Source organism: Streptomyces sp. MS191 (assembly GCF_008042125.1).
Taxonomy (GTDB): domain Bacteria; phylum Actinomycetota; class Actinomycetes; order Streptomycetales; family Streptomycetaceae; genus Streptomyces.
Genome location: NZ_RDBI01000040.1, coordinates 2,136,781 through 2,149,576 on the forward strand (window position 1 = coordinate 2,136,781; position 12,796 = coordinate 2,149,576).

Below are 12,796 nucleotides of genomic sequence, written 5' to 3' on the forward strand. Positions count from 1 at the left end.
AGCGGCGGGACCGGACACGGGCGGACCCGGCCGCCGGGAACCCGGGGAGGGTATCCGAAGGGACCGTCGCTGCACGGGTGTTCCTGACTGAGCGTCAGTTCTGTAATCTGACTACACGTCAGTTATGGACGACGGACTCGGGACTGGGACGGGCGGACCGATGCTTGGATCGACTCACGGCACCTTCACCACCGATCTCCGCGCCCGCGTGGTGGCCTGCGGAGAGCACCCCGGACAGACCGGGACCACCGTCCACGGGAGAACCGCCGCCGAGGGCGATCACGACGTCAGCGGCCGGCCGCTGCACGCCCCCGTCCCCGACCTCGACCGCTTCTTCCGGCCGCGTTCGGTCGCCGTCGTCGGCGCCTCCGACGGCGAGGGGCGGCCCAACACCGGCATCACCCGGCAGCTGGTGGCCTGGGCCGAGCGCGTCGGCGCGGAGCTGGTGCCCGTCCATCCGACCCGTGCGGAGGTCTTCGGGATCCCCTGCGTGCCGTCCGTCGGAGCGCTCTCCGCGGTCCGTGCCGAGCCCGTGGACCTCGCCGTGCTGCTCGTCGCCGACCCGCTGCCGGTGGTCGAGGAACTCGCCGACGCCAAGGTGCGGTTCGCGGTCGCCTTCGCCTCCGGCTTCGCCGAGACCGGCCGGGAGGGCGCCGCCGCGCAGGAGCGCCTCGCCGACGCCGTCCGGCGCTCCGGCATCCGGCTCCTGGGACCCAACACGAACCTCAACGCCTTCGAGCGCTTCCGGGACGACCTGGACGGCCCCGCGATCGCGCTCATCACGCAGTCGGGCCACCAGGGGCGCCCCGTCCACACCCTGCAGGAGCTGGGCGTACGGCTCTCGCACTGGGCCCCGACCGGCAACGAGGCCGACCTGGAGACCGCCGACTTCATCTCGTACTTCGCCGGGCAGCCGGAGGTGGGCGCCATCGCCTGCTACGTGGAGGGCCTCAAGGACGGTCGCTCCTTCCTGCTGGCCGCCGACCGCGCCGCCCGCGAGGGGGTGCCGGTCGTCACGGTGAAGGTCGGGCGCACCGAGACCGGGGCGCGGATGGCCGCCTCCCACACCGGCAAGCTGACCGGCGCGGACCAGGTCGTCGACGCCGCCATGCGGCAGTTCGGCGTGATCCGGGTCGACGGGCTCGACGAACTCCAGGACACCGCGGCGCTGCTGGCACGCGCCCGCAAGCCGGTGGCCGAAGGCGTCGTCGTCTACTCGATATCCGGCGGCACCGGCGCCCACTTCTCCGACCTGGCGACCGCCGCGGGCCTGACCCTGCCGACGCTCTCCGAGGCCAAGCAGGCCGAGCTGCACACGTGGATCCCGTCCTACCTCGGCGTGGCGAACCCGGTGGACAACGGCGGGCACCCGGTCGGCGACTGGCGCGGCCGGAAGATCATCGACGCGATCCTCGCCGACCCCTCCGTCGGGGTCCTCATCTGTCCCATCACCGGCCCCTTCCCGCCGATGAGCGACCGGCTGGCGCAGGACCTGGTGGACGCGGCCGAGGCCACCGACAAGCTGGTGTGCGTCGTGTGGGGGTCGCCGGTGGGGACCGAGGCCGCCTACCGCGAGACCCTGCTCGGCTCCTCGCGGGTCGCGACCTTCCGGACCTTCTCCAACTGCATCGGGGCCGTGAAGTCCTACCTCGACCACCACCGCTTCTCCGCCGGCTACCGCTCGCCCTTCGACGAGGCCCCGCGCACCCCCTCGCCCTCCTTCCGCAAGGCGCGAGCCCTGATGCTGCCCGGCCGGCAGCTCAGCGAGCACTCCGCGAAGCAGCTCCTGCGGGCGTACGGGATCAGGGTGCCGCGCGAGCAGCTGGTGACCAGCGCCGCCGCGGCCGTGCGCGCGGCCGGCCTGGTCGGCTATCCGGTGGTGATGAAGGCGTCGGGCACCCAGCTCGCCCACAAGACCGAACTGGGCCTGGTCAAGGTGGGGCTGACCTCGGCGAGCCAGGTGCGCGACGCCTACCGGGAGCTCACCGACATCGCCCGCTACGAAGGCATCGACCTCGACGGCGTCCTGGTCTGCCAGATGGTCGGCCGCGGCGTGGAGATGGTGGTCGGAGTGACCCGCGACCCGCTCTTCGGGCCGACGGTCACCGTGGGCCTGGGAGGCGTCCTGGTCGAGGTGCTGAACGACGCGGCCGTACGCGTGCCGCCGTTCGGCGAGCACGAGGCCCGGGCCATGCTCGGGGAACTGCGCGGCCGGGCCCTGCTGGAGGGGGTGCGAGGGGCGCCGCCGGCGGACGTCGACGCACTGGTGGAGGTCGTGCTGAGGGTGCAGCGGATGGCCCTCGAACTCGACGGCGACCTCGCCGAACTGGACATCAACCCGCTGATGGTGCTGCCGCGCGGACAGGGCGCGGTCGCCCTGGACGCACTCGCGGTCTGCCGATAGGAGCCCCGTGGACGACGTCCTGCACGCCGTCGGGAACGGCGTCGCGTGGATCACCCTGAACCGTCCCGAGGTGATGAACGCCGTCACCTGGGACCAGCGCGAGCGGATCATCGGGCTGCTCGCCGACGCCTCCGCCGACCCGGACGTGCGGGCGGTGGTGCTGACCGCGACCGGCCGGGGCTTCTGCGCGGGCGCGGACCTGCGCGGGGCTCCCCCGTCGGGCGGGGCGGGGGCCGCGGCCGGGGAACGCGTCCCCGGCGACGTGGCCCGGACCGTCCGGCGCGGGGCGCAGCGCCTCATCGGGGCCGTACTGGACTGCGAGAAGCCGGTCGTCGCGGCCGTGAACGGCACGGCGGCGGGGATCGGGGCGCATCTGGCCTTCGCCTGCGACCTGGTGCTCGCGGCCGAGTCGGCGCGCTTCATCGAGGTGTTCGTCCGGCGCGGGCTGGTGCCGGACGGGGGCGGGGCCTATCTGCTGCCCCGGCTGGTCGGCCCGCAGCGCGCCAAGGAGCTGATGTTCTTCGGCGACGCGCTGGACGCGTCCGACGCGCGGACCATGGGCCTGGTGAACCGGGTCGTCCCGGACGGGGAGCTGGAGAAGACGGCCCGCGCCTGGGCCGAACGCCTGGCGCAGGGCCCGACCCGGGCGATCGCCCTGACCAAGCAGCTGGTGAACGCCTCCCTGGAGGCCGACCGCGCGGGCGCGTTCGCGGCGGAGGCGGCGGCGCAGGAGATCAACATGACGACCCGGGACGCGAACGAGGGCGTCGCCGCCTTCGTCGAGCGGCGCACCCCGCGCTACGAGGGCCGCTGAGGCACGACGACGGTACCCGCAGGAGGGTTCCTATCTGACGCTTCGTCAGTTTCAATGGGTGATGTGATGGGACACGCTGGGATGGCGGCCACCGCCGTCCGATACCTCAGGTCCGCCGGGGCGCCCACGGCCGTGGAGCCCCGCTCGGGCGTCCACCCCCGGCCACTGCTGCGGGCGGTACGGGACGACGAGCGGCTGCCCGTCGATCCGGCCGAGTTCCGGCGCGTGCTGGGCCACTTCGCGAGCGGCGTCACCGTGGTGACCGCGCGGGACGACGAAGGACCGGCCGGCTTCGCCTGCCAGTCCTTCGCCTCGCTGTCCCTCGACCCGCCGCTGATCGCCTTCATGGTCGCCCGCACCTCGACCACCTGGCCCCGCATCGCCCGGGCCGGCGCCTTCTGCGTCAACGTCCTGGGCGCGGACCAGGGCCCGTTGTGCCTGGGCTTCGCGAAGAGCGGCGCGGACAAGTTCGCGGGGGTGGCCCACACCCCGGCCCCSGTGACCGGCTCGCCCCGCCTGGCCGGTGCGCCGGCCTGGATCGACTGCACGATCGCCACGGTCCACACCGGCGGCGACCACCTGATCGTGGTGGGCCGGGTGGAGGCCCTCGACGGCACGGCCGAGGGCGACCCGCTCGTCTTCCACCGCGGCCGCTTCGGCCGCCTCGCACCCTGAGCCGCGCCCGGCGCCCTGGGGCAGGCGGGACTTTCGCAACGCCCCCTAGACCGCCGGCCGCGGCCGGCGGCGGATCACCAGGGCCATCAGGGCGGCGGCCGCGCACAGGGCGCCCGAGGCGTACCAGACGACGTCGTACGAGCCGAAGACGTCCCGGGCCACGCCGCCCGCGAAGGCGACCACCGCCGCGCCCACCTGGTGGGAGGCGAGCACCCAGCCGAAGACGATCGCGCTGTCGTCGCCGTAGTGCTCGCGGCACAGGGCGATCGTCGGCGGGACCGTGGCCACCCAGTCCAGACCGTAGAAGACGATGAAGAAGATCATCGGCGGGTGGATGGAGGGGGCCAGCAGCATCGGCAGGAAGAGCAGGGACACGCCCCGCAGCGCGTAGTAGACCGCGAGCAGCCGCCGCGCCTCGAAGCGGTCCGTGAACCAGCCCGAGGCGATCGTGCCGACCACGTCGAAGACACCGATCACGGCGAGGAGCGAGGCCGCCGCGGTGATGGGCATGCCGTGGTCGTGGGCGGCGGGCACGAAGTGGGTCTGGACGAGGCCGTTGGTCGAGGCGCCGCAGATCGCGAAGGTGCCGGCGAGCAGCCAGAACGGGCCGGTGCGGGCCGCCTTGATCAGAACGGTGACGGCCCGGCGCGCCGCCCCCGTCACCGGCGCGGGCTTCTCGGCGTACACGCCGCCGTAGGGGGCCTGGCCCACGTCCGCGGGGTGGTCGCGCAGCAGGAGCCAGACGAAGGGGACGACCGCGAGGGCGGCGAGCGAGACGGTCACGGAGGCCGGGCGCCAGTCGTGTTCCTCGACCAGCCACGAGAGCAGCGGCAGGAAGATCAGCTGGCCCGAGGCGCTCGCGGCCGTGAGGATGCCGGTGACCAGGCCCCGGCGCTCGGTGAACCAGCGGTTGGTGACCGTCGCCGCGAACGCCAGCGCCATCGACCCGCTGCCGAGACCGACGAGCAGCCCCCAGTACAGGATGAGCTGCCAGCTCGACGTCATGAAGACGGTGAGGCCCGAACCGGCGGCGATGACCGTGAGGGCCGTCGCGACGACCTTGCGGATGCCGAAGCGGTCCATCAGCGCCGCGGCGAAGGGCGCCGTCAGGCCGTACAGCGCGAGGTTGACCGAGACCGCGAGACCGATCGTGCCCCGGGACCAGCCGAACTCGCCGTTGAGCGGGTCGATGAGCAGGCCCGGGAGGGAGCGGAACGCGGCCGCGCCGATGATCGTGACGAAGGCGACCGCCGCGACGAACCAGGCGCGGTGGACACGGGGTCCGGGGGGCGAGGACGGCGCGGGAGCCTCGGCGGAAGTCTCGGTTGGCTGGGTCACGTCACACAGCATCGTGGGGTGCCGACGCCCGGGCCACTGGCCCGACTGACAGCTTTCGCAAGAATCGGGCCACCTTCTCGGGCCGCGCCCCCTCCCCCCGCCGACCCCCGCGGGCGGGGCCTCACTGCACCCGCGGCAGGGTCCTGATCGGCCGCACCACCAGCAGCGCCACCACCACGAGGACCGCGATCCCCGCCCCGGTCAGCAGCACCGTCTCAGTGCCCACCGCCTCCGCCACCGGCCCGGCGAGCGTCCGGCCCGCCGCCATCATCAGCAGGGATCCGGCCACGTCGTAGGCGTGCATCCGGTTCAGCGCGTCCTGCGGCACGTGCGTCTGCACCGAGGTCGACCACATCACCAGCCAGAAGGCGAAGGCCGCGCCGCCGACGAACTGGCCGGCGCCGAGCAGCGCGACGGACGCCCCCGAGCCGAGCAGGACGAGGTTGACCGGCAGGCCGAGCAGGGCCACGGCGCCCGACGCCAGCGGCCGGCGCGGGCGCAGCCGCAGGGCGAGCAGACCGCCGGCCGCGCTGCCCGCGCCGTTGACCGCCATCAGGACGCCGTACGCGGCCGAGCCGTGGTCGCCGGTGACCAGGGTCGCGGTCAGCGGGACCATCGGGCCGGCGACCGTCAGGCCGTACACCGTCCAGATCGCGATGACCCCCCACAGCCAGCTCCGCGCCCGGAACTCCCGCCAGCCGACGGCCAGCTCGGCCCGCAGCGAGCCGCGGGCGGCCGTGTCGCCGGGGGCGGCGGGCAGACGCATGAGGGCGAGGCAGAGCGCGCTGACGGCGAAGGTCGCGCCGTTGGCGCCGAAGGCGGCCCCGGCGCCCAGGAGCGCGACGAGCAGACCGGCGACGGCCGGCCCCGCCATCGTCATCAGGGACTCGGCGACCCGCAGGACGGCGTTGGCGCGCTGCACGTCGGGGGCGATGCGCGGGATCGTGGACGCGACCCCGGGCTGGAAGAGGGCGGCGCACACCCCGCTGACGGCGCTGAGCGCGTACACGGACCACAGCGGAGGGCCGCCCAGCGCGAAGGAGACCGCGAGGACGGCCGCGCCGGGAAGGCGCAGCACGTCCGCCGTGATCATCATGCGGCGGGCGGTGAAGCGGTCGGCGAGGACGCCGCCGAAGACCACGAACAGCGCGAAGGGGCCGATCCAGGCGCCCAGCGCGTAGCCGACGGAGGAGCCGGAGTGACCGGCGCCGAGCAGACCGGCGGCGAGGGCGACCGGGACCATGCCCTCGCCGAAGACGGCGGCGGACCGGGCGACGAAGAACAGCCGGAAGTTCCGGCTCCAGAGCGTCGCGGGCGCGGCGGGGGCGAGGTCCGGTCCGAGGACCGCCTCGGCGGACACCGCGCCGGGAATGCCCGCGTCGGCCTCAGACTTGTACGTGTACTTGTCCGTCACGGACCCGAGATGTATCAACAAATGGTCTGGACCACCAAGGGGTTTTCGGAGGAACCACCGTGCCGCACCGCATCGCCGTCCTGGCCCTGCCCGGCCTGCTCCCCTTCGAACTGGGCATTCCGCACCGGATCTTCGGGCGGGCGAAGGACTCCGGGGGCCGGCCCCTGTACGAGATCGTCACCTGCGCGCCGGTGGCCGGACCGGTCCGGACGGACGCGGACTTCGCCGTGAACGTCGAGCACGGGCCGGAGGCGCTGGCGACGGCGGACACGGTCGTCGTCCCGGCCTCGTACGAGCTCGGCCCGGTCTACGAGGAGGGCCGCCTGACGCCGGAGCTCGCGGCCGCCCTCGCGCACATCAGGCCCGGGACGCGACTGGTGTCCATCTGCACCGGCGGCTACGTGCTGGCCGCCGCCGGCTGGCTCGACGGGCGTCCGGCCACCACCCACTGGTCCTCGGCCGAGCACTTCCAGCGGCTGTTCCCGAGCGTGCGGGTGGACGCGGACGTGCTCTTCGTCGACGACGGGGACGTGCTCACCTCCGCCGGCGTGGCGGCCGGCATCGACCTCTGCCTGCACATCGTGCGGCGGGACCACGGCACCGCCGTCGCCAACGAGGTGGCGCGCCGGACGGTCGTCCCGCCGCACCGGGACGGCGGCCAGGCCCAGTACATCGAGCGCCCGCTCCCGGACCCGGGCGCGGCGACCACGACGGCCGCCCGCGCCTGGGCGCTGGCCCATCTGCACGAGCCCCTCCAACTGCGCGACCTCGCCGTGCGGGAGTCGATGAGCGTACGGACGTTCACCCGCCGCTTCCGCGAGGAGGTCGGGGTCAGCCCCGGCCAGTGGCTGACCCGGCAGCGGATCGAACGCGCCCGCCACCTCCTGGAGTCGACGGACCTCCCGGTCGACAAGATCGCCCGCGACGCCGGCTTCGGCACGCCCCAGTCCCTGCGGACGCACCTGCAGACGGCGATCGGCGTGACGCCGACGGCCTACCGCCGCACCTTCCGCGCGGGCGCCACGGACTGAGCCGCGGGGGCGGCCTCCACCATCCGCCGCTCCCCCAGAGCACCGGCCGCCGTCAGCAGCAGCGTCAGGCCGACACCCCAGAGGATCGCGGTCGAGGGCGCCACCACCCGCAGCAGGCCGCCCGCCAGGGAGCCGCTCGCCGCGTACCCGGCTCCCACGGCGGCGTACATGACCGAGTAGCCGGCCGCCAGTGCGCTCGGGGGGAGGATCCGGCGCAGGGCCAGGTTCCGGGTCAGCATCGCCGGCGCCTGGAGCAGACCGGCCAGCACCAGGGCGACGGCGACGGCGGCCGCCCAGGGCAGCAGGGCCACCAGGACGACGCCGCCCGTGACGCCGAGGATGAGGACGAGGCTCTGGGCCGTGAGCCGGCCGGGCCAGTCGCCGCGGAGCCCGTACAGGAACGCCCCCAGCGCCGAGCCGGCCGCGAAGCCGGCGAGCAGCGGTCCGGCCCAGCCGATACCGATCCCGCGCTGCTCCAGCAGGGCGGGCAGGACGAGTTCCGCCAGGGCCAGCAGCGTCAGGCTCGCCGCGCCGGTCACGTACACGGGCCAGGCACGCGCCAGGAGCCGTCGCACCGCCTCGCCGCCGGCGCCGCCCTCGGCCTTCCAGCCGACGGGGAGCAGCCGGAGCCCGGCCACCGCCAGCGCCATCGATCCGCCCTGGAGCAGCAGCGGCACGGCCGGGTCGACTCCCAGCGCGAAGCCCGTCGTGAGGGCGGGCGCACCGGCCCAGATCCCGAAGGTCAGCACCGACTCCATGCTCATCGCCTGGGTGACGGCGTGCTCCGGGACCAGCGAGGTGAGCAGCGCGCGCAGCCCGCCGGGCACGGCCGCCGGTCCGGCTCCTGCGGCGAAAGCGAGCCCGCCGAGGACGGCGGGGTGCGCACCGTCGAGGAGTCCGAGACCGGCGAAGCCGAGCGCGCCGACCGCGAGTCCGGACGCCAGCTGCGGCCGGGCCCGTTCGGCGTTCATCCGGATGCCGAGGACGGGCGCGGCGATGATCTCGCCGAGGACGTACACGGCGGCGAGGACGGCGCCGAGCGTGTACCCGCCGGGCCGCTCGCGGACCAGGAGGACCAGCGCGAGCGGCGCCATCGCCACCGGCATCCGTCCGGCCACGGTGACGGCGGACCAGGCGAGGACGGGCCGGGTGGCGAGCGCTCGGTACGGCATGGCTCCGAACGTAGCGACCCGCCGCCCGCCGCCGTCGGGATTTTTCCCCCGGGAAGGCCGCTCAGAAGGTGAGCACCCCGCGGGCCACCTTCCCCCGCGCCGCGTCCTCGGCCGCTCTCTCGAAGTCCTCCACGGGATAGGTCTCGGTGACGAGCTCGTCGAGGAGGAGGCTGCCCCGTCGGTAGAGCTCGGCGTAGAGCGCGAGGTCCTTCTGCGGACGGGAGGAGCCGTAGCGGCAGCCCAGGATCGACTTGTCCAGGAACATCGCGGCGGGCAGGAAGCTCGCCTCGGCGGCCGGGGCCGTCATCCCCAGGAGCACCGCCTGGCCGTGCCGGTCGAGCAGGTCGACGGCGGCGCGCACCAGGCCGACGTGGCCCACGCACTCGAAGACGTGGTCGGCGCCGGTGGGCAGCACCTCCCGCACGCCGTCCGCCGAGTCCAGGAAGTGCGTGGCGCCGAAACGGCGGGCGGTCTCCTCCTTCGCCGGGTTGGTGTCGACGGCGACGATCGGGTGGGCTCCGGAGATCCGGGCACCCTGGAGCACGTTGAGGCCGATGCCGCCGGTGCCGATGACGACCACGCTCTCACCCCGTGCCACGCGGGCCCGGTTGAGCACGGCCCCCACCCCGGTGAGGACGCCGCAGCCCATGAGGGCGGCGGAGGTGAGCGGGATGTCGGAGGGGATCCGCACGGCCTGGACGGCCTTGACGACGGTCCGCTCGGCGAAGGAGGAGTTCGACGCGAACTGGAACAGGGGCTGACCGCCGCGGGAGAAGGGCTGTCCGGGCCTGCCGATCGCCTTCCGGCACATCGTGGGACGGCCCCGGTCGCAGTCGGCGCAGGTACCGCAGTTGGCGAGCGTGGACAGGGCCACGTGGTCACCGGGCCCGACATGGGTGACGCCCGGACCGACGGCCTCCACGATCCCGGCGCCCTCGTGTCCGAGGACGACGGGCGCGGGGAACGGGATCGTCCCGTCGACCACCGACAGGTCGCTGTGGCACAACCCGGCGGCGGCGACCGCGACGAGGACCTCCCCGGGTCCGGGGTCCCGCACCTCCAGGTCGTCGACGACCCGGACCTGCTTCCCGTCGAAGACGACGCCTCTCATGACCGCTCCTCGTCCGCGACGTTGGGGCGGGAGCCGGCCGCCGCGGCGCGGGCCATCTCCTCCAGCCGGGCCAGCAGCGGCATGGGGTCGGTGCCGACCGTGCCGGGCAGGAAGTCCGCGATCCGTTCCGGCGTCCACGCGCCGCCCTCGGCGTACCCGGCCCGCAGCTCGCGGGGCTGCGCCCAGACCGCGATCTTGGGTCCGGCGATCGTGTAGACCTGGCCGGTGATCCCCTCCGCCCGGGCCCGCTCGGAGAGGAGGTAGACCACGAGCGCCGCCACGTCCTCCGGCTCGCCGATCTCCTTCAGCTCCATGGGGACGTTGGCCGACATCCGGGTGCGGGCCACGGGCGCGACCGCGTTCGCCGTCACGCCGTACTTGTGGAGCCCCAGCGCCGCGCTGCGCACCAGCGAGATGATCCCGCCCTTGGCGGCGGCGTAGTTGGCCTGCGCCACCGATCCCTGGTGGTTGCCGCTGGTGAAGCCGATCAGGGTCCCACCGCCCTGCTTGCGCATCACCGCCGAGGCGGCCCGGAAGACGGTGAAGGTGCCCTTCAGGTGGGTCGCGACGACCGGATCCCACTCCTCCTCGGACATGTTGAACAGCATCCGCTCGCGCAGGATGCCGGCCACGCACACCACTCCGTCCACGCGCCCGTACTCCGCGAGCGCCACGTCCACGATCCGCGCGCCGCCCTCCATCGTCGAGATGTCGTCGGCCACCGCGACCGCGGATCCGCCCGCCGCCTCGATCTCCTTCACGACGGCGAGCGCGACCTCGGAGGTCGGCTCCCCGCCCTCGACGGAGACGCCGTAGTCGTTGACGACGACTTTCGCGCCCTCCGCCGCGCACGCCAGGGCGACCGCTCGGCCGATCCCCCTCCCCGCGCCCGTCACGGCGATGACCTTGCCAGCCAAGAAGTTCCCCACGCCCGGCCCCTTCCCGCGGTTTCTGACGGTCCGTTAGATTCGTCAACAGGATTCTACGACCCGTCAGATACCGGAGAACAAGACCCCTGGAGGCCCCGATGTCAGCTCCCCCGGCTCTCCCCGCCGCGTTCCACGACATCGCCAAGCGCGTCAACAACTGGGGCCGTTGGGGCCGGGACGACGAGATCGGGACGCTGAACCTGATCACCGACGAGGTGGTGCGCGAGGCCGTCGCGACCGTCCGCTCGGGACAGCGCGTCCCGCTCGCGCTCGACCTCGAGCAGGACGGCGTGCAGACCGGGATGATCCCCGGCCGGGTCAACCCGCTGCACGTCATGGTCCAGGTCAACCAGGAGCTCTTCGGCCCGGGAACGGTCGCCACCAGCGACGACGCCGTGACCTTCGGCCTCCAGGCGGCGACGCACTGGGACGCGCTCACGCACGTCTCGCACTCGGGGAAGATCTACAACGGCCGGCCCGCCGCCTCCATCACCCCGCACGGGCGCTCCGAGTTCAGCGGCATCCACACCGCGCGCCACATCGTCGGTCGCGGCGTGCTGCTGGACGTCGCCGCGGCCAAGGGGCTCGACCGGCTGCCGGGCGACCACGCCGTGACCCCCGAGGACCTGGACGAGGCGGCGGAGTTCGGCCGGGTGACGGTCCGGGCCGGGGACATCGTGCTCGTACGGACCGGGCAGATGCGGCAGTACCTGGCCGGGGACAAGCACGGGTACGCCTTCCCGTCCCCCGGGCTGTCCGTGCGGACGCCCGAGTGGTTCCACGCCCGGGACGTCGCCGCCGTCGCGAACGACACGCTCACCTTCGAGATCTTCCCGCCGGAGATCGAGGACCTGTGGCTGCCCGTGCACGCGCTGGACCTCGTCGAGATGGGCATGCTCCAGGGCCAGAACTGGAATCTGGAAAGTCTGTCCACAGCCTGTGCACAGAGCGGGCGGTACGCCTTCCTGCTCTCCGCGATGCCGGAACCCTTCGTCGGCGGCACGGGCACGCCGGTGGCGCCGGTCGCGATCCTCTAGGTCCTGGCGGGGCCGCCGGCACGCAGGGGCGCGACCGGGAACAGAGGGACTCACGGGTGGCGGCGAGCTTCGTGCCCGCCCCGAGCACGGCACGGCGGGCCGCCACCCGGTCGCGACCCGCACTCGCCGAGGGCGCGGCACCCTCGTCGTCCCCTCGCGACGCATCGCTCACCCCAGAGTGAACAAAACGGCACGAACCGTCAACAGTGCCTCCGGCGGAGCGTCAGCAGGAGGCCCGGTCGAAGGCGATCGGCTCCCGTACCGCCGGGGCCGGTGCCGGAACGCTCCGGTCCACCTCGCACCAGATGCTCTTGCCGGCGCCTTCGCGCTGCCAGCCCCAGCGGTCGGCCAGGCCGTCCACCAGCTCCAGGCCGCGGCCGTTGGTGTCCTCGCCCTGTGCGTGCCGCTGGAGCGGGGGCCGGTCGCTGCGGTCGGCCACCTCGACCCGGACCGTGCCCGCGTCCGGGCAGCCGGCCCCGAACAGCATCCTCAGGACGGCCGGACAGCCGGTGTGCACCACGGCGTTGGTCACCAGCTCGGAGATGAGCAGCACCAGCGTCTCGGCCAGCGGCTCGTCCACCCCTATGCCCGATCCGGCGAGCCTCGAACGGGCCCATCGCCGGGCTCGTCCCACCTCTGCCGGGTCGGCCCCGACCTCCAACTGAACCTGAAGCACCTGCACCGTTCACACCATCCGAACCGGCGGACACATCGCCTCGCGCCTCACAGCCATCGACGCCCTCACGGAACGTGATTTCCTTGCGAGACAGCATGGTTGACGTACAGTCACCGCAACAAGCGCTTCAGGCATATTCCAGCGCGAAGGAGTACGCATGGTCCATACTGTGCGACGCACGCTGCGGGGAGTCGA

Annotated in this window: 11 protein-coding genes; 5 read left to right on the forward strand and 6 right to left on the reverse strand. The window is 73.7% G+C overall.

From position 1 onward, the window contains the following. Positions 1-160: 160 nt before the first annotated feature. The 3 genes from EAO71_RS16720 to EAO71_RS16730 all read left to right on the forward strand — a co-directional run bounded on the left by EAO71_RS16720 (position 161) and on the right by EAO71_RS16730 (position 3,893). A complete protein-coding gene (locus tag EAO71_RS16720) occupies positions 161-2,404 on the forward strand; it encodes an acetate--CoA ligase family protein (RefSeq protein ID WP_147978454.1) in 2,244 nt (747 codons plus the stop codon). Between the two features lie 73 nt (positions 2,405-2,477). Next, complete coding sequence (locus EAO71_RS16725) at positions 2,478-3,218, forward strand: enoyl-CoA hydratase/isomerase family protein (protein WP_261992245.1); 741 nt, start codon at positions 2,478-2,480, stop codon at positions 3,216-3,218. Between the two features lie 81 nt (positions 3,219-3,299). Then, positions 3,300-3,893 carry a flavin reductase family protein gene (locus tag EAO71_RS16730; RefSeq protein WP_147979348.1) on the forward strand — a complete coding sequence of 198 codons (594 nt, stop codon included), beginning with the start codon at positions 3,300-3,302 and terminating at the stop codon, positions 3,891-3,893. A gap of 45 nt (positions 3,894-3,938) precedes the next feature. Here EAO71_RS16730 and EAO71_RS16735 read toward each other — a convergent pair whose 3' ends face one another. Both EAO71_RS16735 and EAO71_RS16740 read right to left on the reverse strand, forming a co-directional pair. Next, the gene (locus tag EAO71_RS16735; protein ID WP_147978456.1) at positions 3,939-5,243 is read right to left on the reverse strand and encodes an MFS transporter; all 1,305 of its coding nucleotides are present in this window, start codon (positions 5,241-5,243) and stop codon (positions 3,939-3,941) included. A 109-nt stretch (positions 5,244-5,352) separates the two neighbouring features. Then, the gene (locus EAO71_RS16740) at positions 5,353-6,645 is read right to left on the reverse strand and encodes an MFS transporter (RefSeq protein ID WP_410093974.1); all 1,293 of its coding nucleotides are present in this window, start codon (positions 6,643-6,645) and stop codon (positions 5,353-5,355) included. A 59-nt stretch (positions 6,646-6,704) separates the two neighbouring features. On the opposite strand from EAO71_RS16740, the gene EAO71_RS16745 reads away from it, so the two are divergent. Beyond that, positions 6,705-7,676, forward strand: coding sequence for a GlxA family transcriptional regulator (locus EAO71_RS16745; RefSeq protein WP_261992165.1), 972 nt, complete (start codon positions 6,705-6,707; stop codon positions 7,674-7,676). Here EAO71_RS16745 and EAO71_RS16750 read toward each other — a convergent pair. The 3 genes from EAO71_RS16750 to EAO71_RS16760 form a co-directional block, all read right to left on the reverse strand. Next, a complete protein-coding gene (locus EAO71_RS16750) occupies positions 7,640-8,848 on the reverse strand; it encodes an MFS transporter (RefSeq protein WP_147978458.1) in 1,209 nt (402 codons plus the stop codon). The genes EAO71_RS16745 and EAO71_RS16750 overlap by 37 nt on opposite strands. Positions 8,849-8,909: 61 nt before the next feature. Then, positions 8,910-9,959, reverse strand: coding sequence for a Zn-dependent alcohol dehydrogenase (locus EAO71_RS16755; protein ID WP_147978459.1), 1,050 nt, complete (start codon positions 9,957-9,959; stop codon positions 8,910-8,912). Then, positions 9,956-10,888 carry an SDR family oxidoreductase gene (locus tag EAO71_RS16760; protein WP_147978460.1) on the reverse strand — a complete coding sequence of 311 codons (933 nt, stop codon included), beginning with the start codon at positions 10,886-10,888 and terminating at the stop codon, positions 9,956-9,958. The genes EAO71_RS16755 and EAO71_RS16760 overlap by 4 nt, the downstream gene beginning before the upstream one ends. Positions 10,889-10,986: 98 nt before the next feature. Here EAO71_RS16760 and EAO71_RS16765 point away from each other — a divergent pair, with 98 nt between their 5' ends. Continuing rightward, positions 10,987-11,925: a cyclase family protein gene (locus EAO71_RS16765; RefSeq protein ID WP_147978461.1), complete on the forward strand. Its 939-nt coding sequence runs from the start codon at positions 10,987-10,989 to the stop codon at positions 11,923-11,925. Positions 11,926-12,148: 223 nt separating this feature from the next. Here the strand turns inward: EAO71_RS16765 and EAO71_RS16770 are convergent, their stop codons facing one another. Next, positions 12,149-12,607 carry an ATP-binding protein gene (locus EAO71_RS16770; protein ID WP_147978462.1) on the reverse strand — a complete coding sequence of 153 codons (459 nt, stop codon included), beginning with the start codon at positions 12,605-12,607 and terminating at the stop codon, positions 12,149-12,151. Positions 12,608-12,796: the final 189 nt, after the last annotated feature.